At 73.4% G+C, this 24,400-nt stretch carries 20 protein-coding genes; 9 read left to right on the top strand and 11 right to left on the bottom strand.

The genetic code is table 11. The annotated features are described in order from the left end of the window. Positions 1-368: 368 nt before the first annotated feature. From ACF061_RS07080 to ACF061_RS07090, 3 genes are all read right to left on the bottom strand, one after another. Positions 369-1,052: an ABC transporter ATP-binding protein gene (locus ACF061_RS07080; RefSeq protein ID WP_392265789.1), complete on the bottom strand. Its 684-nt coding sequence runs from the start codon at positions 1,050-1,052 to the stop codon at positions 369-371. Positions 1,053-1,167: 115 nt separating this feature from the next. After that, a complete protein-coding gene (locus ACF061_RS07085; protein WP_392265790.1) occupies positions 1,168-2,637 on the bottom strand; it encodes an ABC transporter permease in 1,470 nt (489 codons plus the stop codon). Positions 2,638-2,799: 162 nt separating this feature from the next. Continuing rightward, on the bottom strand, positions 2,800-4,047 hold the full coding sequence (locus tag ACF061_RS07090) for an Ig-like domain-containing protein (protein WP_392265791.1): 1,248 nt from the start codon (positions 4,045-4,047) through the stop codon (positions 2,800-2,802). A gap of 474 nt (positions 4,048-4,521) precedes the next feature. On the opposite strand from ACF061_RS07090, the gene ACF061_RS07095 reads away from it, so the two are divergent. Continuing rightward, positions 4,522-4,917, top strand: a complete 396-nt coding sequence (locus ACF061_RS07095; RefSeq protein ID WP_392265792.1) for a cell wall protein — start codon at positions 4,522-4,524, stop codon at positions 4,915-4,917. 211 nt (positions 4,918-5,128) lie between these two features. Here ACF061_RS07095 and hutH read toward each other — a convergent pair whose 3' ends face one another. The 5 genes from hutH to ACF061_RS07120 all read right to left on the bottom strand — a co-directional run bounded on the left by hutH (position 5,129) and on the right by ACF061_RS07120 (position 12,061). Further along, positions 5,129-6,667: a histidine ammonia-lyase gene (gene hutH, locus ACF061_RS07100; protein ID WP_392266170.1), complete on the bottom strand. Its 1,539-nt coding sequence runs from the start codon at positions 6,665-6,667 to the stop codon at positions 5,129-5,131. A 108-nt stretch (positions 6,668-6,775) separates the two neighbouring features. Further along, entirely contained in the window at positions 6,776-7,933 is a 1,158-nt protein-coding gene (locus ACF061_RS07105) for a diguanylate cyclase domain-containing protein (protein ID WP_392265793.1), read from the bottom strand. A 59-nt stretch (positions 7,934-7,992) separates the two neighbouring features. Further along, positions 7,993-8,787, bottom strand: a complete 795-nt coding sequence (locus ACF061_RS07110) for an enoyl-CoA hydratase/isomerase family protein (protein ID WP_392265794.1) — start codon at positions 8,785-8,787, stop codon at positions 7,993-7,995. Positions 8,788-9,703: 916 nt separating this feature from the next. Beyond that, positions 9,704-10,834 (bottom strand): adenylate/guanylate cyclase domain-containing protein, encoded by a 1,131-nt coding sequence (locus tag ACF061_RS07115; RefSeq protein ID WP_392265795.1) that lies wholly within the window; start codon positions 10,832-10,834, stop codon positions 9,704-9,706. A 333-nt stretch (positions 10,835-11,167) separates the two neighbouring features. Further along, complete coding sequence (locus ACF061_RS07120; RefSeq protein ID WP_392265796.1) at positions 11,168-12,061, bottom strand: biotin--[acetyl-CoA-carboxylase] ligase; 894 nt, start codon at positions 12,059-12,061, stop codon at positions 11,168-11,170. Positions 12,062-12,171: 110 nt separating this feature from the next. Between ACF061_RS07120 and ACF061_RS07125 the strand changes: the two genes are divergently transcribed. The 4 genes from ACF061_RS07125 (at position 12,172) to ACF061_RS07140 (ending at position 14,934) form a co-directional block, all read left to right on the top strand. After that, positions 12,172-13,776 carry an acyl-CoA carboxylase subunit beta gene (locus ACF061_RS07125; RefSeq protein WP_392265797.1) on the top strand — a complete coding sequence of 535 codons (1,605 nt, stop codon included), beginning with the start codon at positions 12,172-12,174 and terminating at the stop codon, positions 13,774-13,776. A 16-nt stretch (positions 13,777-13,792) separates the two neighbouring features. Beyond that, positions 13,793-14,002, top strand: coding sequence for an acyl-CoA carboxylase epsilon subunit (locus tag ACF061_RS07130; protein WP_392265798.1), 210 nt, complete (start codon positions 13,793-13,795; stop codon positions 14,000-14,002). 95 nt (positions 14,003-14,097) lie between these two features. Then, positions 14,098-14,226 carry a morphogenic membrane protein MmpB gene (gene mmpB, locus ACF061_RS07135; protein WP_392265799.1) on the top strand — a complete coding sequence of 43 codons (129 nt, stop codon included), beginning with the start codon at positions 14,098-14,100 and terminating at the stop codon, positions 14,224-14,226. 87 nt (positions 14,227-14,313) lie between these two features. Continuing rightward, entirely contained in the window at positions 14,314-14,934 is a 621-nt protein-coding gene (locus ACF061_RS07140; protein ID WP_392265800.1) for a Maf family protein, read from the top strand. Between the two features lie 16 nt (positions 14,935-14,950). On the opposite strand, the gene ACF061_RS07145 is transcribed toward ACF061_RS07140, so the two are convergent. After that, the gene (locus ACF061_RS07145) at positions 14,951-15,490 is read right to left on the bottom strand and encodes a hypothetical protein (protein ID WP_392265801.1); all 540 of its coding nucleotides are present in this window, start codon (positions 15,488-15,490) and stop codon (positions 14,951-14,953) included. A 376-nt stretch (positions 15,491-15,866) separates the two neighbouring features. Here ACF061_RS07145 and ACF061_RS07150 point away from each other — a divergent pair, with 376 nt between their 5' ends. Further along, positions 15,867-17,642 (top strand): acetyl/propionyl/methylcrotonyl-CoA carboxylase subunit alpha, encoded by a 1,776-nt coding sequence (locus tag ACF061_RS07150; RefSeq protein ID WP_392265802.1) that lies wholly within the window; start codon positions 15,867-15,869, stop codon positions 17,640-17,642. A 190-nt stretch (positions 17,643-17,832) separates the two neighbouring features. On the opposite strand, the gene ACF061_RS07155 is transcribed toward ACF061_RS07150, so the two are convergent. Both ACF061_RS07155 and ACF061_RS07160 read right to left on the bottom strand, forming a co-directional pair. Further along, on the bottom strand, positions 17,833-18,765 hold the full coding sequence (locus tag ACF061_RS07155; protein ID WP_392265803.1) for a DeoR/GlpR family DNA-binding transcription regulator: 933 nt from the start codon (positions 18,763-18,765) through the stop codon (positions 17,833-17,835). A 205-nt stretch (positions 18,766-18,970) separates the two neighbouring features. Then, complete coding sequence (locus tag ACF061_RS07160) at positions 18,971-20,419, bottom strand: NAD(P)H-quinone dehydrogenase (protein WP_392265804.1); 1,449 nt, start codon at positions 20,417-20,419, stop codon at positions 18,971-18,973. A gap of 148 nt (positions 20,420-20,567) precedes the next feature. Here ACF061_RS07160 and ACF061_RS07165 point away from each other — a divergent pair, with 148 nt between their 5' ends. From ACF061_RS07165 to ACF061_RS07175, 3 genes are all read left to right on the top strand, one after another. Then, entirely contained in the window at positions 20,568-21,005 is a 438-nt protein-coding gene (locus tag ACF061_RS07165) for a gamma-glutamylcyclotransferase (RefSeq protein ID WP_392265805.1), read from the top strand. 115 nt (positions 21,006-21,120) lie between these two features. Continuing rightward, on the top strand, positions 21,121-21,945 hold the full coding sequence (locus ACF061_RS07170) for a purine-nucleoside phosphorylase (RefSeq protein WP_392265806.1): 825 nt from the start codon (positions 21,121-21,123) through the stop codon (positions 21,943-21,945). Positions 21,946-22,304: 359 nt separating this feature from the next. Then, positions 22,305-23,936, top strand: coding sequence for a phospho-sugar mutase (locus ACF061_RS07175; RefSeq protein ID WP_392265807.1), 1,632 nt, complete (start codon positions 22,305-22,307; stop codon positions 23,934-23,936). The last annotated feature ends 464 nt before the right edge of the window (positions 23,937-24,400 follow it).

Genomic DNA, 24,400 nt, shown 5'->3' on the forward strand with positions numbered 1-24,400 from the left:
CGCTCTCCGCGGCCCCTGCCCGAAGGGCTCGGGGCGGCGCCGGCCGGAAGCCCTCGTGCTGGACGTACTTGGGCTTCCGGCCGGTGCGGCGGGTAAGGGGCCCCTGCTCGAAGAGCTCGGGGGATGCGTCCCGGGCGTCCCGGGCGTCCCGGGCGTTCCGGGCGTCGCGGCGGGGCCCGTCGGGTGTCCGTACGGGCCGCGGGTGCGGCGGGGCTGCCCGTCACCTGGCCGTCATGGAGGTGCGCCTGCCTTCCGGACGGCTGGGCTCTCCGGCGTAGGAGTGAGCCTGCCTTCCGGCGGCAGGGTTTTTCTGCGCACAAACGTGCGGACAGGCGGTGCCGCGGGCCTCTTCGCGCGGTGCGCGGCCGCTACGCCTGCGCGTTCTCCTTGACGGTGATGCGGCCCTTGCGGATGGTCGCCAGTCGCGGGGCCTTCTTCGCGATGGCGGAGTCGTGGGTGACCATGACGAACGTCAGCCCGCGCTCCTTCCACAGGCCTTCGAGCACGTCCATGATCTCGTCGCGCGTCGACTCGTCCAGGTTGCCGGTGGGTTCGTCGGCGAGCAGCACCTTGGGCTGTTTGACCAGGGCGCGGGCGATGGCGACCCGCTGCTGCTGGCCGCCGGACATCTCGCCGGGCAGGTGGCCGAGCCGTTCGCCGAGCCCGACCGACTTCAGTGCCTCGGCGGCCCGTTCGCGCCGGTCGGCGGTCTTGACGCCGAGGGGGACGAGGGCGGTCTCGACGTTCTCCTGCGCCGTCAGCGTCGGGATCAGGTTGAAGGACTGGAAGACGAAGCCGATGTTCTCGCTGCGCACCTTGGTGAGCCTGGCCTCGGAGAGTTTCGCCAGGTCGGTGCCGTCGAGGACGATCTCGCCGGAGCTGGGCCGGTCCAGACCGCCGAGCATCTGCAGCAGCGTGGACTTGCCGCCGCCGGTGGGGCCCTGGATGACCAGCCGGTCGCCGTCCCCGATGGTCAGGTCGATGCCGTCCAGCGCGTGGACGGCCTCCTTGCCCCTGGTGTAGCGCTTGGTGACGCCTCTGAGTTCGTACATGGGTGAAGCAGCTCCTGGGATGCGTGAGGGGGTAGGGCCGTGCGGGCGCGGGTCTGGCGGGCGGACGCGCCGGACGGGCGCGGGTCCGCCGGCCCGCCGGGCTCGTCGGCGGCCGCTACTCGACGCGGCGCAGCGCGTCCGCCGGCCGCAGCCGGGACGCGCGCCAGCCGCCGAAGGCGCCCGCGACCAGTCCGCCGGCCACGGCGAGGCCGACCGCGACGGCGATGGTGGTGAGGCTGACCGGCGCGGTGAGCGCGACCTCCAGGGACTTCGCCGCCTGCCGGCCGGGGCCGCCGAAGCCACCGCCGCCACCGCCGAAGCCGCCGCCGGGGCCGCCCGCCGCGCTGCCGGAGCTGCCGACCTGCGCCTGCAGCGTCGGGCTGATCGCGCTCACCGCGTAGGCGCCCGCCAGGCCGAGCGCGATGCCGAGGACACCGCCGACCAGGCCGTTGACGACGGCTTCACCGACCACCTGCCGGGTCACCCGGCCCGACTTCCAGCCCAGCGCCTTCAGCGTGCCGAACTCGCGCACCCGGCGCGAGACAGCCGAGGAGGTGAGCAGTCCGGCGACCAGGAACGCTGCCACCAGCACCGCGATCGACAGCCACTTGCCGACGTTGGTGGCCAGGCTGGAGGCGGTGGACAGCGAACCGGAGACGGTCTTCGCCAGGTCGGCGGAGGTGGTGACCGTGGTGCCCGAGACGTTCTTCTGGATGGCGCTCTTGACGGTGTCGATCTGCTGGGAGCCGGCCGCCTTGACGTAGATCGTGGTGACCTTGTCCTTGTTGTCGCTGAGCGTCTGCGCCTGCTTCAGCGGGACGTAGAGGTTGGCCGCCGCGTCACCGCTGTTCGCCGTCGCGATGCCGATCACCTGGAACTTGACGCTCTTGATGGTGACCGTGCTGCCGGTCTTGAGCTTCTTCTCCTTGGCGTAGGCGGAGTCGGCGACGGCGACCTCGGCGTTGGTCTCGGTCGTCCTGAAGGTACGGCCGCTGGTGATCTCCGAAGAGGTCAGCGGGCCGAGCGCGGGCTTGGTGACGTCGGTGCCGTAGACGGTGTACTGGTTGACGTCGAAGTTCGCGCCGCCGCCCTGGACGCTGCCCTGCGGGGCGGACGGGGCGCCGGGTCCCCGGCCCTCCCCGCCGCTGCCGCCGTTCTGCTGCTGGAACTGGCCGCGGGTGAACTGGCCGCTGACCTTCACCACGCTGAGGCTGAGCCCGCCGACGGCCGAGGAGACGCCCTTCTGGCCCGCGACCTCGGTGACCGTCCCGGCGGACAGGGTGGTGAAGCCCTGCACCCGGACGCGGTCGGTGCTCTGGGTCGACTTGTCGTCGCTTCCCCGTGCGTCGAACTGGAAGCGCGGGCGCTGCGACTCGCCGGACGTCGGCGTGGCTGCCTTGGTGACGGTCATGTCCGTGCCCAGCCCGTACAGCGACTGGAGGACCTTGTCCTGCGCCTTGCCCATGCCGTTGGACACGGAGGTGACCACGATGACCAGGGCGATGCCCAGCGCGAGTCCGGAGGCGACGACGAGGGCCGCCTTTCTACGGCGGCGCAGTTCGCGCCTCAGGTAGGTGAAGAACATGCGCCGCAAGTTAGGGACGAACCGTGATGAAGGAATAAGGCCGGCATAAAAGAAGCATGAGAAGGCCCGGGGGGCCGGGAAGGCGGCGGCCGTCGTGCGCCGGAGAACACCGATGCCGCCCCGAGGGGCGGCATCGGCGCGGTGGTTGGGCGGTGGGCGGGATCAGACGGCGGAGCCGGCCTTCCACTGCGCCCAGCTCATGTTCCAGCCGTTGAGGCCGTTGTCCGGGGTCACGGTCCTGTCACCGGTGTGCTGCACGACCACGACGTCGCCGATCAGCGAGTGGTCGTAGAACCACGAGGCCGGTGTGCTCGGGTCGTTCGCGCCCTTCTTGTCCTGCAGGCCCACGCAGCCGTGGCTGGTGTTGACGTTGCCGAAGACGGACGGCGAGCCCCAGTAGTTGCCGTGGATGAAGGTGCCGGACGTGGTGAGGCGCATGGCGTGCGGCACGTCCTTGATGTCGTACTCGCCCTTGCCGTCGGAGTCCTTGAAGCCGACCGTCGCGCCGTTCATCCGGGTCTGGGTGAACTTCTCGGAGATCACCATCTGGCCCTCGTACGTGGTGTGGTCGGGGGAGCCGGCGGAGATCGGGATGGTCTTGACGGTCCTGCCGTCCTGCGTGACCTTCATCTGCTTGGTCTTCGCGTCGACGTAGGAGACCTGGTTGCGGCCGACGTGGAAGGTGACCGTCTTCTGCTGGACGCCGGAGATCCCCGGGGCGCCCTGCACCCCGTCGAGGTCGAGCTTCAGCGTGACGGTGGAGTTCTCCTTCCAGTACTGCTCGGGCCGGAAGTCGAGGCGGTTGGCGCCGAACCAGTGGCCGACGATCTGCTGGCCGCTGGAGGAGGTGACGGTGATGCCCTTCTGGACGGCCGCCTTGTTGCTGATCGCCTTGTCGAAGTTGATCGACACCGGCATGCCCACGCCGACCGTGGTGCCGTTGTCCGGCGTGAACGAGCCGATGAAGCTGTGCGCCGGGGCGACCGTGGTGAACGAGGCGTTCTCGTGCGCGGCGAGCCCCTTGGCGTCGGTGGCGGTCGCGGCGACCTTGTAGGTGGTGGCGCGGTCGAGCTGGGCGCTGGGCTTCCAGCTCTTCTTGTCCGCGGATATCCGCCCCTGGACCGCCTTGCCGTCGGTCGTGGTCATGGTGACGTCCGTCAGCGTGCCCTTGGCGACGGTGACGGCGGCCGAGTTGTTGATCGACGCGTCGGTGGAGCCGTCGCCTGGCGTGATCTTGATCTGGGCTTCCGACGACTCCTGCGCCGCGGCCTGGTCCGTCTTGGCCTGCGAGGTCTCGCCCTTGTTCCCGTCGGCGGCGTTGCCACTGCCGGAACAGGCCGTGAGCACCAGCACACCGCCGAGCAGTGCGGACGAGGCCGTCAGGGCCCTGCGCCGCCTACTGTTCGTCATCACACGCTTCTCCATCGTCGCCGACTTCCCCAGGACCCCTCGCGCGCCCCGTCACGAACCTTCAACGCTACGACCGATTCGTCCCGTTCCCCAGGACGCGCGGATGTGGGCCTCACCACGTCCACCTGGGTGGGTGCGCGCGAACACCGGTCGGTGCGCCGTGCCGTTCACCGTCATTCTCGCCGAGTACCCGGCCCGGCCGGACGGATGGCGTCCGTTCTCCGCTACCGGAACGCGGGACGAGCGCCTTCTGATTCCCCGGACCCGTCGGGCAGTGCGAACGAAAAAGTCCGGAACGCCGGGAAAGCGAGGGTGTGTTCCGAACCGCGGCACGGTCACGGCGTCCCCTCTCCGGGACGGTCACCGCCGTCGCGCGCGGACCGGATCGCCCGTGACTTTCCCGTGACCCTCGACTTTCACTACCATCGGCCCACACGGCCAATTCGCCAGCGCCACAAGGGGGATCGATATTCCGTGTCATCCGCTCGCCGTACGTTGCTGACCGCCACCGCCGCGGGCACCCTGCTGGGGGCCCTGTGGTTCGTCCCGTCCGCGAGCGCGACCGGGGGCGCGCCGGCGAGAGAGACGGCCGACGCGGCGTCGGCGGCGCGCGTCACGCAGCCGGTACAGGGGCGGGCCGCCGCCACCTCCATGGCGGGCTACCGGGCCGCCTCCGCCGACCAGGCGGGAACGCGGGCGGCCGGATCGCGAGTCGGCGCGCAGGCCGGGTCCGTCTCCGCCGAGGACACCCAACTCGCCGACACGGGAAGCCCCGACACCACCCCGTACGTGGTCGGCGGCACCCTCTTCCTCGCGCTCGGCGCGGGCTTCGTGGTGTATTCGGTACGCCGGGAACGTCTCGGCTTCTGAACTCCGCCGCACTGGTGACGACTTGCGTCCGGCGGTCGCGCGTCCGGCCGGCCGGCCGCGGCCGGCGGCGTCCGGGGTCGCCGCGTCGGATCCTCTGTCCGTATCGTGCCGGGCCCGCGGGCCCCGGGCACCGCTCCCCGATCCGGCCCGATCCGGGCGAGGGTCCTGGACGACGTGCGGGGCCCCGCCGTCGAGGCGGGGCCCCGGCGGTTCACAGCAGCGGGCCGGTGACGGTCTCGGCCGCCGCGACGAGCCGGCCGTCGCGCACGAAGGCGTCGGCGGCGGCCAGGTCGGGCGCCAGGAACCGGTCGGGGCCGGGACCGCCCACCCCCGCCCCGCGCGCGGCGTCGATGACCGCCCGGCTCGCCGGAGCCGGGGTCAGCCCCTCGCGCAACTCGACGGCGCGGGCGGCGGCGTACAGCTCGATCGCGATGATCCGGGTCAGGTTGCCGACGGCCGTGCGCAGCTTGCGCGCCGCCGACCAGCCCATGGAGACGTGGTCCTCCTGCATCGCGGAGGACGGGATGGAGTCCGCCGAGGCGGGCACGGCGAGCCGCTTCATCTCGCTGACCAGCGCGGCCTGCGTGTACTGGGCGATCATCAGCCCCGAGTCGACGCCGGCGTCGTCGGCGAGGAACGGGGGCAGGCCGTGGCTGCGGTTCTTGTCGAGCAGACGGTCGGTGCGGCGCTCGGCGATGGAGCCGAGGTCGGCGGCGGCGATGGCGAGGAAGTCCAGGACGTAGGCGACCGGGGCGCCGTGGAAGTTGCCGTTGGACTCCACCCGGCCGTCGGGCAGGACGACGGGGTTGTCGACGGCTGAGGCGAGTTCCCGCTCGGCCACGAGCCGGGCGTGCGCGAGGGTGTCGCGGCCGGCGCCCGCGACCTGCGGGGCGCAGCGCACGGAGTAGGCGTCCTGCACACGGGGCGCGCCGTCCTGGTGGTGCCCGGTGAGTCCGGAGCCCTTGAGCACGGCCAGCATGTTGGCGGCGGAGGCGCCCTGTCCGGGGTGCGGGCGGACGGCGTGCAACTCGGGGGCGAGGACCTTGTCCGTGCCGAGGAGCGCCTCCAGGCTGAGGGCCGCGGTGACGTCGGCGGACTTGTAGAGGGTGTCGAGGTCGTCGAGGGCCATGATCAGCATGCCGAGCATGCCGTCGGTGCCGTTGAGCAGGGCCAGGCCCTCCTTCTCACGCAGCTCGACGGGGTGGATGCCGTGCTCGGCGAGGAGGTCGGCGGCGGGGCGCACGACCCCGTCGGGGCCCTCGGCGTCACCCTCGCCCATGAGCGTGAGGGCGCAGTGCGAGAGCGGGGCCAGGTCGCCGGAGCAGCCGAGGGAGCCGTACTCGTGCACGACCGGGGTGATGCCGGCGTTGAGGACGTCGGCCATGGTCCGCGCGACCTCGGGGCGCACGCCGGTGTGTCCGGAGCAGACGGTCTTCAGGCGCAGGAACATCAGGGCCCGCACGACCTCGCGCTCGACCCGCGGGCCCATGCCGGCCGCGTGCGAGCGGACGATGTTGCGCTGTAGCTGGGCGCGCAGCTCCGCGCTGATGTGCCGGGTCGCCAGGGCGCCGAAGCCGGTGCTGACGCCGTAGACGGGCTCGGGCTTGGCGGCCAGCGCCTCCACGATCTCCCGGGCCGCCGCCAGGGCCGCCACCGCCTCGTCGGAGAGTTCGACCCGGGCGCCGCCGCGCGCCACGGCGATCACGTCGGACGCGGTGACACCGGACGTCCCCACCACCACAGTGTGCATATCCATATTCAGGAGCGTACGCAGTGAATGTGGAGATGTCACTAGTGGGGCGGGGGCGCGCCCCTTACCGCGGGCCCGGCCGGCACGGCGGGCGCACGAGTCGACGGCTCACGGCCGGCGGCCCCGGAAGCGGCGCCGCTCGGCCGGCGGCTTCGGCAGGGGGGACGGTCCGTCGGCCAGGCGGACCACCGGGTCGTCGGGACCCTCCCGGCCGGCCACGACCGGCCGCACGGCGCGCAGCGCCTTCGCCCGGTACTGGGCGGCGTCGGCCAGCCGGAACAGCCGGCGGGCCGACGACACCGGTTCCGGCACGTCCTCGGTCGACGCCACGCCGCAGGCGACCCCCTCCCCCAGTTCCAGCTCCGCCGCCCGCCCGCACAGCTCGTCGGCCGCCTTGACCACCTCGTCGGCGGACGGCCCCACCGCGAGCAGGCAGAACTCGTCCCCGCCGAGCCGTGCCGCGAGCGCCCCCGGCACCATGGCGCCGCACAGTGACAGCACCGACCCGAAGCGCTCCAGCAGCCGGTCGCCGACCGCGTGGCCGAGGGTGTCGTTGACCCGCTTGAGCCCGTTGAGGTCGCAGACGACGAGACTGACGACGGTTCCGTCCTCCCGGTGCCGTTCGATGGCCTCCTCCAGCCGTACGTCGACGGCGCGGCGGTTGGCGAGCCCGGTGAGCGAGTCGGTGAACGCCAGCCTGCGGGCCTCCTCCAGCCGCTCGGTCTGTGCCAGCCCGGCGGCCACGACCGCGGCGAGCACGGTGGCGAAGTCGGCGTCGGCCCGGTCGAGCAGGGGGTCGCCGGCCGCGCGGGCCACGTAGAGCTCGCCCCAGGCGCGCCCGTGCTGCACGATCGGCGCGACCACGCAGCAGCCGCGCCCGCGCCGCCGCAGTGCCGCGACCCGCTGGTGGCAGTAGCCGGGCCGCCCCGCGGCGGGACCCTCGGCGGTCTCGACCCAGGCGTCCGGCTCGCCGCCGGAGGCCCACCGTTCGTGCAGGAACTCGGTGATCTCCGGGAACTGGTGGACCGGGTAGGTCTCGTCCTCGGGGAACTCCTCCTCCTCCGGCGCGCGGTCGCCCACGTTCGCCAGGACCCGCAGCCGGCCGCGCTCGCGCTCCCACACCGACAGCGCGGCGAAACTGCCCTCCAGCGCCCGGCACGCCCCGAGCGCCGCCGCCCGCCACGACTCGTGCGGCGTGTGCGCCGCGGCCATGCCCTGCGCCAACGCCACGACGGCGGCCAGCCGTCTGTTCTCACCCTCACCCATCACCCCAGGCTAGGTATGTTTTACCCGGACGGGGACATCGGTGGGGCTGACAGTGGCCGCTACTCGCCCGGCCAGTTCGGGGTGCGCTTCTCGTTGAAGGCCGCCACCCCCTCCGCGCGGTCGCCCGAGAAGGCCACCGAGCGCCAGGCGGCGTCCTCGACCTCCAGGCCGGCCCGCAGGTCCAGGCCGTGGCCGAGCCGCATCGCCCGCTTGGCCGCGCGCAGTCCGACCGGCGAGTTCGCCGCCATCCGGGCGCCCAGTCCCAGGGCCTCCGTCCGGTCCCGGCCCTCGTCCACCAGCTGGTCCACCAGCCCCAGCCCGTGCGCCTCGGCGGCCTCCAGGCGGCGCGCCGTGAAGATCAGCTCGGCCGCCCGCGCCGCGCCCACCCGCCGGGGCAGCAGCTGCGTGCCGCCGCCGCCGGGGATCACCCCGACGGACACCTCCGGCAGTCCCACCACGGCCGTACGGTCGGCCACGATCACATCGCAGGACAGGGCCAGTTCGAACCCTCCGCCGAGCGCGAATCCGTGCACCGCGGCGATCGTCGGCATCGGCAGTTCGAGCACGCCGGTGTACGCCCCGCGCGCGACCGGCCGCTGCCGCCTCAGGTCGGCGTCGGTGAAGGAGTTGCGCTCCTTCAGGTCCGCCCCGACGCAGAAGGCCCGCTCGTGCGACGAGGTCAGCACGACCACCCGCGCCCCCGGGTCGGCGGCGAGTGCCGCGCACGCCCCGGCGATCGACCGGGCCATGCCGGTCGACACGGCGTTCATGGCCTTCGGCCGGTCCAGTACGAGCTCCGCCACGTGGCCGTGCCGTCGCACCAGCACGAACTCACCGAACCGCTCCTCGCTCATGACACCCTCCCGGTTAACGGTTGTTAACAAGACGACCGCACCGATCATCGCAGCCGCGCCCGGACAAGGAAAGAGCGGCCGGCCCCGGCGCGCTCCCCTTGTCGAGATCCGGCACCCCGTTCAAGTGACATCCCGCCCAACTCGCGCGTAACCCGCGCGTCGGCGCATAACGTGCGTCCGCCACTGCGCATGGGGGCGCGAGCGCACCGGGAGGACCGCGATGACGACGGACACGACCACAGGGCGGCGGGAACGCGACCGCATAGGCGCCGACGCACGCCCGCGCGGACGGCACCGCCGACCCCGGCGGCGCCGGGCGCTGCTCGCCGCGGGCGGTCTGGCACTGGCGGCCGGCGTGCTCGGACTGGTAAGGCTGGCGCCCGAGTACCCGGGCGGCGGTCTCGGCACGGCCGAGGCGGAGCCGCACGCGCGCACGGACGCGGGCGCGCACGCGGACGGGGACGCGAACGCGGGCGGTGGAACCGGCCGGGCCGCCCGTGCCTCCGTCCCCGCCGGAGCCGGTCCGGCGCCCCTGCCCCCGGCGACCGCCGCCGCGGCCGGAGCCGGGGCCGCGCCGGCCCCGGGCGGGACACCCGCGCCGTCGGCGTCGCCCGCCGCGGCAGCCGCCCGCCCGCCGGCCGCGCCGCAGGACGGCCCGGCGGCCGTCCCCACGACGATCCCCGAGGCCCCGAACCCGCCGGATCACGCGAACCGGCCGGGCCCCCCGGAAGCGCCCCGGCCCTCCACCGGCTCGGAGCACGCGCCCGCACCGCGACCGACACCGGCCCCGAGCCGGGCCCCGCTGCCCCCGGCGGGCCCCGCCCCGACGAGCCCCGCCCCGTCGTCCGGCGGCGGCGGACTGTGCCTCCCGATCATCCGGCTGTGCGTCGGCGCCCGCTGAGCCGGACGGGACCGGTCACGGCACCGCGTCCTCCCGCCGGCGCAGCAGCCAGGGCTCGACCACGCCCAGACCGCGGACCGGTCGCTGCCAGGTCGGCTGCAGGGCGAAGCGGTACGCCGGCGGCTGCTCGCCCTCCTTCTCCGCGGCCGCGGCGGCCTCGGCCGCCTCCGCCTCGGACGCCGGCGCGTCGCCCGTACGGATCAGTTCCTCGGCGAAGGCGCTGTCGACCAGCACGGCGTCGCGCGGGGCTATCGAGGTCAGCCGGGAGGCCAGGTTGACGGTCGTGCCGAACACATCGCCCATCCGGGTGGTCACCGTGCCGAACGCCATCCCGACCCTCAGCTCCGGCATCGTCTCGTCGTTGCCCAGCGTCTCCACCAGGCGCACCGCGATGTCGGCCGCCGTACCGGCGTCGTCGGCCGCGTACAGCACCTCGTCGCCGAGCGTCTTGATCAGCCGGCCGCCGCGCGCGGCCACCAGGTCGGCGGCGGTCGTCTCGAACGCCTCGACCAGCTCGCCCAGCTCCTCCTCCTCCATCCGGCGGGTGAGCCTGGTGAAGCCGACGAGGTCCGCGAACCCGACCGCCAGCCGCCGGTCGACCATCTCCTCGTCGTCGGCGGCCTGCATGACCCGGCCGGCCGAGGCGGCGAGCTGGCGGCGCCAGACGTAGACCAGGAACTCCTCCAGCTCGGGCAGCAGCAGCTCGACGATCGGGTACGTCACCTCGTTGCGCGTCATGCCCGGCTCGGGCGGCTCGGTCAGCCCCTCCAGGAAGGAGTCGATCTGCCACTCGGCCAGCCGGGCGGTGGTCTGCCCGGTGGACCTGGCCACCTGCACCGCCATGGCCTCGCTGAGCAGCCCCGACTCGACCAGACCGGCGAGCCGCCGCAGAGCCAGGACGTCGGCCTCCGTGAGCGCCTTCACCTGGTTGATGTCGGCGAAGCCCATGGCACGCCAGAACCGGGTGGCCAGTTCCATGGAGACACCGGCGCTGCGGGCCGCCTGGAAAGGGGTGTAGCGCCGCTCGGCGCCCAGGATGAGCTGTTCCAGACGCAGCGCGAGCGGGTTCTCACCGGGGTCGTCGGCCTCCGGGACCACCCGGCCGGCCGCGTCGTCCGCGCCGGAGCCCGTGTCGTCGACGGTCACGCCTGCTGCCCTTTCCATCCGCCGCGGTCAGGTATCGACCGGCCTCAACTCTACGGCAGGTGTGCGCCAGCTCACTCCGCCAGGTGGGGCCGTGGGGTGAGCTGACCGGCGACTTCCCGGCGCCCGGCCGTCCCCGCGGCGATCCGGGCGGCCGGGTCCTTGGCGCCGGACCGGGCCGCAGGCCGGGGCTGGGGGGTCGGGGACTGGGGGCGGGGCCGGAAGCCGGGGAAGGGCCGGAAGCCGGAGGCCCGGGCCGGGGCCGCGGTGACACGGCCGGGCGGGCGGAGCCGGGGCCCGCCGGCCCGGGCCGGGTCCGGACAGCGGGCCGGGGGGTCAGGCCGGCCGCAGGTGCACGATGTCTCCCGCCCCCACCGGCTCCCGCAGTCCGGTCGGCGTGGCGAGGACCAGCCGGCCGTCGCCGTCCACCGCGACCGCTTCGCCGACCACCGACCGGTCGCCCGGCAGCTCGGCGCGCACCATGCGGCCCAGCGTGGCGCAGCCCGCCGTGTACGCCTCCTGCAGGCCGATGGCGGCCGGGTCGCCCCCGGCGGCCCGCCACCGCCCGTACCAGTCCTCCAGCGAGCGCAGCACCGCCCGCAGGAGCGGGTCGCGGTCCGTGCTCACCGCTCCGGCCAGGGCGAGCGACCCGGCCTGCGGGACCGGCAGCTCGTCGGCGCGGAGGGTGACGTTGACGCCCACGCCGATGACCACGCCGTCGTCGCCGGCCCGCTCGGCGAGGATGCCGCCGGCCTTGCGTTCCTCGCCGCCGACGGTGACCAGCAGGTCGTTGGGCCACTTCAGCGCCGTGTCGACCCCGGCGGCACGGGCCAGTCCGGTGGCCACCGCGACCCCGGTGAGCAGCGGCAGCCAGCCCCAGCGGGCCACCGGTGCCTCACGCGGGCTCAGCAGCACGGAGAAGAAGAGGCCGGAACGGGCCGGAGCGGTCCACCGGCGGTCCAGGCGGCCCCGCCCCGCGGTCTGCTCCTCGGCGACCAGGACGGCGCCCTCGGCCGCCTTGCCGGCCCCGGCGGCGGCCACCAGGTCGGCGTTGGTGGAGCCGGTGCTCCGCACCACCTCCAGCCCGGTCCACAGACCGCCCGGGCGCACCAGTGCGCGCCGCAGCGCCGCGGCGTTCAAAGGCGGGCGGTCGAGGTCGGACCAGCGGTTGTTCCCGGCGGAGCCGCCGGCCTCGCCGGTGTTGTCGTCTGCTGCATCTCGCGGCGTCATGCAAGCCACCCTAGGTGTGTGAAACACCGCACTGCCGAACGGTGAGGCCCCCACTACTCTACGGATGAGTAACCGTCCCCCCTTTTGAGCAGGCAGGGAGCCGCATCCCGATGTCCGAGCCGGAAGAGCGTCCAGAGATCGAAGAGATCGACATCCACACGACCGCGGGGAAGCTCGCGGATCTGCGGCGGCGCATCCAGGAAGCGACGCACGCCGGCTCCGCACGCGCCGTCGAGAAGCAGCACGCCAAGGGCAAGCTGACGGCCCGTGAGCGGATCGAACTGCTGCTTGACGAAGGCTCCTTCGTCGAGCTCGACGAATTCGCCCGGCACCGCTCCACCAACTTCGGGCTGGACGCCAACCGCCCCTACGGCGACGGCGTCGTCACCGGCTACGGCACCGTCGACGGCCGCCCCGTCGCCGTCTTCTCGCAGGACTTCACCGTCTTCGGCGGCGCGCTCGGCGAGGTCTACGGCCAGAAGATCGCCAAGGTGATGGACTTCGCCCTCAAGACCGGCTGCCCGGTCATCGGCATCAACGACTCCGGTGGCGCCCGCATCCAGGAGGGCGTCGCCTCGCTCGGCGCGTACGGCGAGATCTTCCGCCGCAACACCCACGCCTCCGGCGTCATCCCGCAGATCAGCCTGGTCGTGGGCCCGTGCGCGGGCGGCGCGGTCTACTCCCCCGCCATCACCGACTTCACGGTCATGGTCGACCAGACCTCGCACATGTTCATCACCGGCCCGGACGTCATCAAGACGGTCACCGGCGAGGACGTCGGCTTCGAGGAACTGGGCGGCGCCCGCACCCACAACTCCGCCTCCGGCGTGGCCCACCACCTGGCCGGCGACGAGAAGGACGCCATCGAGTACGTCAAGCAGCTGCTGTCGTACCTGCCGTCCAACAACCTCTCCGAGCCGCCGGTCTTCCCGGAGGAGGCCGACCTCGCCGTCAGCGAGGAGGACCTCGAGCTGGACACCCTCGTCCCGGACAGCGCGAACCAGCCCTACGACATCCGCACGGTCGTCGAGCACGTCCTGGACGACGCCGAGTTCTTCGAGACGCAGGCGATGTTCGCGCCGAACATCGTCACCGGCTTCGGACGGGTCGAGGGCCACCCGGTCGGCGTGGTCGCCAACCAGCCGATGCAGTTCGCCGGCTGCCTGGACATCGACGCCTCCGAGAAGGCGGCCCGCTTCGTGCGGACCTGCGACGCCTTCAACGTGCCCGTGCTGACCTTCGTGGACGTGCCCGGCTTCCTGCCCGGCGTCGGACAGGAGCACGAGGGCATCATCCGGCGCGGCGCCAAGCTGATCTTCGCCTACGCCGAGGCGACCGTCCCGCTGATCACCGTGATCACCCGCAAGGCCTTCGGCGGGGCCTACGACGTCATGGGCTCCAAGCACCTGGGCGCCGACCTCAACCTGGCCTGGCCGACCGCGCAGATCGCCGTCATGGGCGCCCAGGGCGCGGTCAACATTCTGCACCGCCGCACCATCGCCGAGGCCGGCGACGACGCCGAGGCCACCCGCGCCCGCCTCATCCAGGAGTACGAGGACACCCTCCTCAACCCCTACGTCGCGGCCGAACGCGGCTACGTCGACGCCGTCGTCATGCCCTCCGACACCCGCGCCCACATCGTCCGCGGTCTGCGTCAACTGCGCACCAAGCGGGAATCCCTCCCTCCGAAGAAGCACGGCAACATCCCCCTCTAGGCCCGCTGGAGCGGACATGACGATCAAGGTCGTACGAGGCAATCCGACCCCGGAGGAGCTCGCCGCCGCCATGGCGGTGGTCAGGGCCCGCGCCGCGGCGGCAGCCACCCTGCCGTCCGGCGCGCCCGGCCCGCGGGACTCCTGGGCCGACCCGTCCCGCGTCGCCGCCCACGGCGTCCCGCGCCCGGGCCCCTCGGCCTGGACCCGCACCTACTGGCCCGCCTGAGCCCACGGTCCGGGCGGGCGGAGCGGAACCGGGCCCGGTCAACTTGAGTACGCGTACTCAGGCGCCGGGCCCGGTCGCCGCCGCACGATCGGGGAATGCTGTGGTCCGACCCCGAGAACGAGCCGCCGGAAGAACTGCGCGCCACGCAGGCGATGCTCCGGCGGCTGGGCTTTCTCATGGCGTCGGCCATGGTCCTCGCGATGTTCGTGATCGGACTGAGGTGAGACCGGCCCGGTGACCGGGACGGACCGGGCCGCCCCGGCCACCGGACCGAGGTGAGCCGCACGGGTCCGCGCCGATACTCTGGCCGCATGACTGACCAGCCGCGCCGCCGCCTCGTGCTCGCCTCCCAGTCCCCCGCCCGGCTCGGGCTGCTCCGGCAGGCCGGACTGGACCCCGAGGTGATCGTCAGCGGCGTCGACGAGGACGCGGTCACCGCGCCCACCCCCGCCGAACTGGCGCTCGCGCTCGCCGAGGCGAAGGCCTCCGTGGTGGCGGCCCGTCCGGAGGTCCACGGCGCCCTGGTGATCGGCTGCGACTCGGTGCTCGACCTCGACGGCCGCGCGCTCGGCAAGCCCGCCGACGCCGAGGAGGCCACCGCACGCTGGAAGGCGATGCGCGGCCGGGCCGGGACCCTGCAGACCGGGCACTGCGTGTGGGACACGGTGAGCGGTCGGCACGCCTCGGCCACCGCCTCCACCGTGGTCCGCTTCGGCGAACCCTCGGACGAGGAGATCGCCGCCTACGTGGCCTCCGGCGAGCCCCTCTACGTCGCCGGCGCCTTCACCCTGGACGGCCGCTCCGCGCCCTTCATCGACGGCATCGACGGCGACCACGGCAACGTCATCGGCATCAGCCTCCCCCTGATCCGCCGGCTGCTGGCCGGGCTGGGCGTGGGGATCACCGAACTGTGGGCTCCTGCCCGCGGCTGACCGGCCCGGCCGCCGTTCAGGAGGCGCTGGGCTCGGCCGGGGGAACGACCGGGGCGGTGGCAGGCCCGCCGCCCTCCACGCCGACGCCCGATCCGGCCTCCTGGGCTCCCCCGCCCGGACCGGCGCCCGGGGAGCCGGGGTCCGCCGTCCGGCCCGCGGGCCCCTCCTCGCGGTCGTACGTCATCAGCAGCAAGACGATCAGCCCGAGCACGACGATCATGAACAGGAACGCCGGCCGGCCCACCGGGCCCCACGCGAAGGCGCCCAGCAGCCCGTGCACCACGGCCGCGCTGATCAGCAGGATGCGCCCGAGACCGGCCGGGCGGCGGCCCCGTATCGCGACGATCACGGCGACCAGGCCGCACAGCGCGAAGTAGAGGCCGAAGACCACACCGCCGATCTTCGCTGAGGTCGACATCACGTCCGGGTCCGTGCCGGCCAGGGACATCCGCTGCCGGTGGAGGACCTCCCCGAGGAGCCAGTTCAGCGCCACGACGCCGAGCGCCTCGGCGAACAGCACGACCGCCACGATCAACGCCACCGGTCTGCGCACCACCGGCCCCCACCCACTTCCGACCGCCGCTCCGGTCCGGAGCGTTGTTACCGCGAGTACAGACAAGACATCGCGAACGCTACTAACGGGTAAACCTGGGGACAAGGGTTCGGCGGGCGGCAAAGAATCATTGGGCCATTCGTAGGGACTCCACAAAGAAACGAAGTGGGCCGCAGCACGCTCGCACAGAGACCTTGACCACATCCGAGGGCTAGGGTTTTCCGGAGGAGTCCTGCGTACGGCGACGTGACAAGGGATTTCACGGGTCGAGCAAGCCCCGAATCACGCTCCGTGTGGGCAAGCTCACCATTGGGAACGGGTCGATGTGCCGTGTCGGCAGTCCCTAAACTCGGCTTGTTTCAAGGAGGGAGCCTCAATCGTGCGCAAGGTGCTCATCGCCAACCGTGGCGAAATCGCTGTCCGGGTGGCCCGGGCCTGCCGGGACGCCGGGATCGCGAGCGTGGCCGTGTACGCCGATCCGGACCGGGACGCTCTGCATGTCCGCGCCGCGGATGAGGCGTTCGCCCTGGGCGGTGACACCCCGGCCACCAGCTACCTGGACATCGACAAGGTGCTGAAGGCCGCGAAGGAGTCCGGCGCGGACGCCATCCACCCCGGCTACGGCTTCCTCTCGGAGAACGCCGAGTTCGCCCAGGCGGTGCTGGATGCCGGTCTGGTCTGGATCGGACCGCCGCCGCAGGCCATCCGCGACCTGGGCGACAAGGTCGCCGCCCGCCACATCGCCCAGCGCGCCGGCGCGCCGCTGGTGGCCGGCACCCCCGACCCGGTCTCCGGCGCCGAGGAGGTCGTGGAGTTCGCCGCCGAGCACGGCCTGCCCATCGCGATCAAGGCGGCCTTCGGCGGTGGCGGCCGGGGCCTGAAGGTCGCCCGGTCCCTGGAGGAGGTCCCCGAGCTGTACGACTCCGCCGTCCGCGAGGCGGTCGCCGCCTTCGGCCGCGGCGAGTGCTTCGTCGAGCGCTACCTCGACCGGCCCCGCCACGTGGAGACCCAGTGCCTGGCCGACAGCCACGGCAACGTCGTCGTCGTCTCCACCCGCGACTGCTCCCTCCAGCGCCGCCACCAGAAGCTCGTCGAGGAGGCTCCCGCCCCGTTCCTGTCCGAGGAGCAGGTCGCCGAGCTCTACCGCGCCTCCAAGGCCATCCTGAAGGAGGCCGGCTACGTCGGCGCGGGCACCTGCGAGTTCCTCGTCGGCCAGGACGGCACGATCTCCTTCCTGGAGGTCAACACCCGCCTCCAGGTCGAACACCCGGTCACCGAGGAAGTCTCCGGCCTCGACCTGGTCCGCGAGATGTTCCGCATCGCCGACGGCGAGGAACTCGGCTACGACGACCCGCCGCTGCGCGGCCACTCCTTCGAGTTCCGCATCAACGGCGAGGACCCCGGACGCGGCTTCCTGCCCGCCCCCGGCACCGTCACCCGTTTCGACGCCCCCACCGGCCCCGGCGTCCGCCTCGACGCCGGCGTCGAGGCCGGCAGCGTCATCGGCCCCGCCTGGGACTCCCTGCTCGCCAAGCTCATCGTCACCGGCGCCACCCGCGAACAGGCCCTCCAGCGCGCCGCCCGCGCACTGGAGGAGTTCCAGGTCGAGGGCATGGCCACCGCCATCCCCTTCCACCGGGCGGTGGTGCGCGACCCCGCCTTCGCGCCCGAGCTGACCGGCAGCACCGACCCGTTCACGGTCCACACCCGCTGGATCGAGACCGAGTTCGTCAACGACATCAAGCCCTTCACCGCCGTCGCCGACGCCGACGCGGACGAGGAGTCGGCCGGCCGCGAGACGGTGGTCGTCGAGGTCGGCGGCAAGCGCCTGGAGGTCTCCCTCCCCACCTCGCTCGGCATGTCCCTGGCCCGCACCGGCCTCGCCGCCGGCGCCAAGCCCAAGCGCCGCGCCGCCAAGAAGTCCGGCCCCGTGGCCTCCGGCGACACCCTCGCCTCCCCGATGCAGGGCACCATCGTCAAGATCGCCGTCGAGGAGGGCCAGGAGGTCAAGGAAGGCGACCTGATCGTCGTCCTGGAGGCCATGAAGATGGAACAGCCCCTCAACGCCCACAAGAACGGCACCGTCAAGGGTCTCAGCGCCGAGGTCGGCGCCTCCATCACCTCCGGCGCCGCGATCTGCGACATCAAGGACTGACACCTCACGCGACACGGCACAGCGCCGAGGCGCCCGGACGACCGCGACAGCGGATCGGCCGGGCGCCTCGGCGCTGTACGGGAAGTGGAGGTCCGTACCGCGCGGCACCCGGACGGGCCCGCGCACCGGAACCGCCCGGCGCGCGTCCCGCGGGACCTCCGCTCGCCCCGTCCGCCGTCCCGGAGCGGGCTCACCGCCTCCGCAGATCCGCCACCCGGGCCCCGCGCTCCGGTCCGGGCTGGTCGGCCGCGCCGAGTGACGTGGAGCGCAAGGGGGTGGCCGGGCCACCGGGGACCTGGCCGCGGCGCGGGCCGGGGAGGGGAACGTCCCGGCGGCGTTCGCCGCGGGCCGGGGGCTGGTCGGCCACCGGGTGGCCCGACGGGCCGGCCACGGCGATCTGGACCCCCTGGTCCGCCAGGGCCTGGAGCTCGGTGCCCGCGCGCTCGTCGTGGACCGGGGGCTCGTCGGTCACCAGCCGGGTGATGAGGTCGGTCGGCACCGTCTGGAACATGGTGTCCGCGCCGAGCTTGCCGTGGTCGGCGAGGACCACCACCTCCGCGGCGGCCTGGACCAGGGCCCGGTCCACCGAAGCCGACAGCATGTTCGACGTGGACAGGCCCCGCTCCGCCGTGAGGCCACTGCCCGAGAGGAAGGCCTTCGACACCCGCAGCCCTTGCAGCGACTGCTCGGCCCCCGACCCGACGAGGGCGTAGTTGGAACCGCGCAGGGTGCCGCCGGTCATCACGACCTCGACGCGGTTGGCGTGGGCCAGGGCCTGGGCGACCAGCAGGGAGTTGGTGACGACGGTCAGACCGGGCACCCGGGCGAGCCGGCGCGCCAGCTCCTGCGTGGTCGTACCGGCCCCGACGACGATGGCCTCGCCCTCTTCGACGAGGCCCGCGGCGAGGTCGGCGATGGCCGTCTTCTCCGCGGTCGCGAGATGCGACTTCTGCGGGAAGCCCGACTCCCGCGTGAACCCGCCGGGAAGTACCGCACCGCCGTGCCGGCGGTCGAGGAGTCCTTCTGCCTCCAGCGCGCGCACGTCCCGCCGTACGGTCACTTCGGAGGTCTGGACGACGCGGGCGAGTTCACGGAGCGACACGGCACCGTTCGCTCGCACCATTTCGAGGATCAATTGGCGACGTTCAGCAGCGAACACGAAACTGACAGTAACGCCAGCGACCGTCTGCTTTCAGCAGTTTGCGCCGATTAACAGAAGTTGTTCGCACAGCAGGGCAGCAGGTGGTATACGGACCTGACCCTGCCGCGCGCGTCGTACCGGTGGCCGCCCGTGACCGCCGCGGAGCCGTCCCGCCGCCCGGACCGCCCTACGCCTCGCCCGTCGCCTTGCGCGTGTGGAGCTGCCGGGCCACCTCGGCGATCGACCCCGACAGGGAGGGGTACACGGTGAAGGCGTTCGCGATCTGTTCGACCGTCAGATCGCTGTCGACGGCGATCGAGATGGGGTGGATCAGTTCCGAGGCGCGCGGTGCCACGACCACGCCACCGACCACGATGCCCGTGCCCGGCCGGCAGAAGATCTTGACGAAGCCGTCCCGGATGCCCTGCATCTTGGCGCGCGGGTTGCGCAGCAGCGGCAGCTTCACGCAGCGGGCGTCGATCTTACCGGCGTCGACGTCGGCCTGGGTGTAGCCGACGGTGGCGATCTCCGGGTCGGTGAAGACGTTGGAGGAGACGGTCTTGAGGTTCAGCGGGGCCACCGCGTCGCCGAGGAAGTGGTACACGGCGATGCGTCCCTGCATCGCCGCCACCGACGCCAGGGCGAAGACTCCGGTCACGTCACCGGCCGCGTACACGCCCGGAGCGGTCGTCCGCGACACCTTGTCGGTCCAGATGTGACCGGAGTCGCGCAGCTTGACGCTGGCCTCCTCCAGCCCCAGCCCGGCGCTGTTGGGGACGGCGCCGACCGCCATCAGGCAGTGCGAGCCGGTGATGACCCGCCCGTCGGCGAGCGTCACCTCGACCCGGTCGCCGACCCGCTTGGCCGCCGCGGCCCGCGAACGCGCCATGACGTTCATGCCGCGCCGCCGGAAGACGTCCTCCAGCACCGCGGCGGCGTCCGGGTCCTCGCCCGGCAGCACCCGGTCGCGCGAGGACACGAGCGTCACCCTCGACCCGAGCGCCTGGTAGGCGCCGGCGAACTCGGCGCCGGTGACACCGGACCCCACCACGATGAGTTCCTCGGGCAGTTCGGTGAGGTCGTAGACCTGGGTCCAGTTGAGGATGCGCTCGCCGTCCGGCTGGGCGTCGGGCAGCTCGCGCGGGTGACCGCCGGTTGCGATCAGGACGGCGTCCGCGGTGAGCGTCTCCTCGCTGCCGTCGGCGGTGGTGACGACGACCTTGCGCGAGCCGTCCAGGGCCTGCATGCCCTCCAGCCGGCCGCGCCCGCGCATGACCCGGGCCCCTGCACGCGTCACGGAGGCGGTGATGTCGTGCGACTGCGCGAGCGCCAGCCGCTTCACCCGCCGGTTGACCTTCCCCAGGTCCACGCCCACCACCCGGGCGGCCTGCTCCAGCGGCGGGGTGTCGTCGGCGACGATGATCCCCAGCTCCTCGTACGAGGAGTCGAAGGTGGTCATCACCTCGGCCGTAGCGATAAGAGTCTTCGACGGCACGCAGTCGGTCAGCACCGACGCCCCGCCCAGACCGTCGCAGTCGACGACGGTCACCTCCGCGCCGAGCTGAGCGGCGACCAGCGCCGCTTCGTATCCGCCGGGTCCGCCACCGATGATCACGATCCGAGTCACGTACTCCATTGTCCCGCACTCCTCAAAGTGCCACTGCCCCGGGGCGTCGGCCCGGGGCCCGTGTCGCCCACGCGACTCGCGGGAGGCGCCTCCGGGACGGGTGAACCGCCCTCCCGGTACGGAGGCGGCGCCCCGTCCCTGCCGTACGCTTCGCTCCATGTCGCTCTACGCCGCGTACGCCGGCAATCTCGACGCGCGGCTGATGACCCGCCGCGCCCCGCACTCGCCGTTGCGCGCCACGGGCTGGCTGAACGGCTGGCGACTGACCTTCGGCGGCGAGCACCTGGGCTGGGAGGGGGCGCTCGCGACCCTCGTCGAGGACCCGATCTCTCAGGTCTTCGTCGCCCTCTACGACATCGCCCCCATGGACGAGGAGTCGCTGGACCGCTGGGAGGGCGTCGGCATGGACGTCTACCGGCGCATGCGGGTGCGCGTCCACACCCTGGACGGCGAGGAGCCCGCCTGGGCATACGTCCTCAACGCCTACGAGGGCGGCCTCCCCTCCGCCCGCTACCTGGGCGAGATCGCGGACGCCGCGGAGTCGGCGGGCGCGCCCCACGACTACGTCATGGAGCTGCGCAAACGTCCCTGCTGAGGCGGCCCGCGGGCGCACGTGCGCGGGCTCTCGTCGGAAACGACAAGACAACGATCCCATTCCCGTGAGCTCCGTCATCTACGCGCGTAGGCCGAGAGCGGCTACTCTCGTCGGCGTGAACGCATCTCTTCTTCCGGACGACATCCAGGGCGACCCCTACGCGGCCGCCGACGCCGCCGCCGCTCGCCTGCGGGAACTCACGGGCGCGGAGACCCACGACGTCGCCCTCGTGATGGGCTCCGGCTGGGCACCGGCCGTCGACGCCCTGGGCGCGCCCGACGCCGAGTTCCAGGTCACCGAGCTGCCCGGATTCCCGCCGCCGGCGGTGGAGGGCCACGGTGGCAAGATCCGCTCCTACACCATCGGGAGCAAGCGGTCCCTGGTCTTCCTCGGCCGCACCCACTATTACGAGGGCCGCGGTGTGGCCGCCGTCGCCCACGGTGTGCGCACCGCCGTGGCGGCCGGCTGCAAGACGATCGTGCTGACCAACGGCTGCGGCGGCCTGCGCCAGGGCATGCGTCCCGGCCAGCCGGTCCTGATCAGCGACCACATCAACCTCACCGCCACCTCCCCGATCGTCGGCGCCAACTTCGTCGACCTGACCGACCTCTACTCCCCGCGCCTGCGCGCCCTGTGCAAGGAGGTCGACCCCAGCCTGGAGGAGGGCGTCTACGCCCAGTTCCCCGGCCCGCACTACGAGACCCCGGCCGAGATCCGCATGGCCCGCGTCATCGGCGCGGACCTGGTGGGCATGTCCACGGTCCTGGAGGCGATCGCCGCACGCGAGGCCGGCGCCGAGGTCCTCGGCATCTCCCTGGTGACCAACCTGGCCGCCGGCATGACCGGCGAACCCCTCAACCACGAGGAGGTCCTCCAGGCGGGCCGGGACAGCGCCACCCGCATGGGCTCCCTGCTGGCCCAGGTCCTGGACCGCCTGTAGGACCACGCGCGGCCGGCGGCTTGCGGCGCAGAAGCGGGAACCCCCGGCGGTGACACGACCGCCGGGGAAGGGATCACCCCCCGCAGTCGCGGCAGCCGCCCCGCCCCCCATGCCCGTCCCCGGCACCACGGCGGGCAAGCCGCCGGACGTACGGGAGCGGGCCGTGGGGGCGCGTCCGAGGTCCGCCGCGCACCGCGGCCCCTCCTCGTTCCACCGAGGAACCGCGGACCGCGCGTCAGTGCGCGGCGGGCTGGACGCACCCCCCATGGCCCCGAACCACACTGACCAGTGGGCGCCGCGAACGCACCGCACCACACCGCAGGCGCCGCTCCGACACAGCACGAGAGGCTGACGCAGACGTGCACGACGACCTCATCGCACGGGCCAAGGCGTGGCTGGCCGAGGACCCCGACCAGGAGACCCGCGAGGAGCTCTCCGCGCTCATCGACGCGGGCGACGTCGAAGAACTCGCCGACCGCTTCGCCGGCACCCTCCAGTTCGGCACCGCCGGCCTGAGGGGCGAGCTCGGCGCCGGCCCCATGCGCATGAACCGCTCCGTCGTCATCCGCGCCGCCGCCGGCCTCGCCGCGTACCTGAGGAAGCAGGGCCACGCCGACGGCCTCGTGGTCATCGGCTACGACGCCCGGCACAAGTCCGCCGACTTCGCCCGCGACACCGCCGCCGTGATGACCGGCGCCGGTCTGCGCGCCGCCGTGCTCCCGCGCCCCCTGCCCACCCCCGTCCTCGCCTTCGCCATCCGGCACCTGGGCGCGGTCGCCGGCGTCGAGGTCACGGCCAGCCACAACCCGCCCCGTGACAACGGCTACAAGGTGTACCTGGGCGACGGCTCCCAGATCGTCCCGCCCGCCGACGCGGAGATCGCGGCGGAGATCGACGCGATCGCCACCCTCGGCGCGGTCGCCCGCCCGGACTCCGGCTGGCACACCCTCGGCGAGGACGTCCTGAACGCCTACCTCGCGCGCACGGACGCCGTCCTCGCCCCCGGCTCCCCGCGCACGGCCCGCACGGTCTACACGGCGATGCACGGCGTGGGCAAGGACACCCTCCTGGCCGCCTTCGCCCGCGCGGGCTTCCCCGACCCCGTCCTCGTCACCGAGCAGGCGGACCCGGACCCGGACTTCCCGACCGTCGCCTTCCCCAACCCGGAGGAGCCCGGCGCGATGGACCTGGCCTTCGCCCGGGCCCGCGAGACGGACCCCGACCTGATCATCGCCAACGACCCGGACGCGGACCGCTGCGCCGCGGCGGTGCGGGACGGCGGGGAGTGGCGGATGCTCCGGGGCGACGAGGTGGGCGCGCTCCTCGCCGCCCACCTGGTCGCCCGCGGGGCGCGGGGCACCTTCGCCGAGTCGATCGTCTCCTCCTCCCTGCTCGGCCGTATCGCCGGGAAGGCGGGCCTGCGCCACGAGGAGACCCTCACCGGCTTCAAGTGGATCGCCCGTGTGGACGGCCTGCGCTACGGCTACGAGGAGGCCCTCGGCTACTGCGTCGACCCGGACGGCGTTCGCGACAAGGACGGCATCACCGCTGCCCTGCTGATCACGGAACTGGCCTCCGAGCTGAAGGAGCGGGGCCGCACCCTGCTCGACCTCCTCGACGACCTCGCCGTCGAGCACGGTCTGCACGCCACCGACCAGCTCTCGGTGCGCGTCCAGGACCTCTCCCTGATCGCGGACGCGATGCGCCGCCTGCGCGAGCAGCCGCCGGCCGAGCTGGCGGGCCTGGCCGTCACCCGGGCCGAGGACCTGACCCGGGGCACGGACGAGCTGCCGCCCACGGACGGCCTGCGCTACACCCTCGACGGCGCCCGGGTGATCGTCCGCCCGTCGGGCACCGAGCCCAAGCTGAAGTGCTACCTGGAGGTCGTGATCCCGGTGGCCTCCCGCGCCGACCTCCCGTCGGCCCGGACGAGGGCCGCCGCCCTCCTCGCCACGATCAAGCGGGACCTCTCCACGGCCCTGGGCATCTGACCCGAGCCCGCCCGGTCACGGACGGGGACGAGTGGGGGATCCGGGCCGAGCGACCCCGGCCCGGATCCCCCACTCACACCTCAACGCCCCCGGCCCGGCACCGGGCCACCGGCCGACACCACGACACACCCGGCACCCGTCACCGGCGTCCTCGCCCCGGGGCCCAGCCCCGGCCCGAGGACCCGCGTCCGGCACCGTCACCAACCCGGGCGCGACGCCCGGCACCCGGCACCCGGCACCCGGCGCTGACCCTGGCGCGACATCCGGCACCCGGCACCGGCCCGGCGCCCCTGCCCCGGCCCGGCACCCGACATCGAGCCCGACACCACGGGCCCGGCACCGCACACCCACCCGGACCTCCGCCACCGGCCCGGAAACCCTGCTCCTGGCATCCCGCCACCGGCCCCGCGCTCACCGGCTCACCACCGGCCCCACAGGCCCGGCGCCACCCCCTGGTCCAGGGC

Origin of the sequence: Streptomyces sp. NPDC015220 (assembly GCF_043079345.1) — a bacterium.
GTDB lineage: Bacteria > Actinomycetota > Actinomycetes > Streptomycetales > Streptomycetaceae > Streptomyces.

Bases quoted from the DNA above. Each gene is read 5' to 3' on its own strand.
- ACF061_RS07140 (WP_392265800.1), top strand. From the start codon at position 14,314: ATGACTGACCAGCCGCGCCGCCGCCTCGTGCTCGCCTCCCAGTCCCCC.
- ACF061_RS07085 (WP_392265790.1), bottom strand. From the start codon at position 2,637: ATGTTCTTCACCTACCTGAGGCGCGAACTGCGCCGCCGTAGAAAGGCG.
- mmpB (WP_392265799.1), top strand. From the start codon at position 14,098: ATGCTGTGGTCCGACCCCGAGAACGAGCCGCCGGAAGAACTGCGCGCC.
- ACF061_RS07105 (WP_392265793.1), bottom strand. From the start codon at position 7,933: ATGGGTGAGGGTGAGAACAGACGGCTGGCCGCCGTCGTGGCGTTGGCG.
- ACF061_RS07120 (WP_392265796.1), bottom strand. From the start codon at position 12,061: ATGACGCCGCGAGATGCAGCAGACGACAACACCGGCGAGGCCGGCGGC.
- ACF061_RS07130 (WP_392265798.1), top strand. From the start codon at position 13,793: ATGACGATCAAGGTCGTACGAGGCAATCCGACCCCGGAGGAGCTCGCC.
- ACF061_RS07080 (WP_392265789.1), bottom strand. From the start codon at position 1,052: ATGTACGAACTCAGAGGCGTCACCAAGCGCTACACCAGGGGCAAGGAG.
- ACF061_RS07165 (WP_392265805.1), top strand. From the start codon at position 20,568: ATGTCGCTCTACGCCGCGTACGCCGGCAATCTCGACGCGCGGCTGATG.
- ACF061_RS07160 (WP_392265804.1), bottom strand. From the start codon at position 20,419: ATGGAGTACGTGACTCGGATCGTGATCATCGGTGGCGGACCCGGCGGA.
- ACF061_RS07090 (WP_392265791.1), bottom strand. From the start codon at position 4,047: ATGACGAACAGTAGGCGGCGCAGGGCCCTGACGGCCTCGTCCGCACTG.
- ACF061_RS07155 (WP_392265803.1), bottom strand. From the start codon at position 18,765: ATGGTGCGAGCGAACGGTGCCGTGTCGCTCCGTGAACTCGCCCGCGTC.
- hutH (WP_392266170.1), bottom strand. From the start codon at position 6,667: ATGCACACTGTGGTGGTGGGGACGTCCGGTGTCACCGCGTCCGACGTG.
- ACF061_RS07125 (WP_392265797.1), top strand. From the start codon at position 12,172: ATGTCCGAGCCGGAAGAGCGTCCAGAGATCGAAGAGATCGACATCCAC.
- ACF061_RS07110 (WP_392265794.1), bottom strand. From the start codon at position 8,787: ATGAGCGAGGAGCGGTTCGGTGAGTTCGTGCTGGTGCGACGGCACGGC.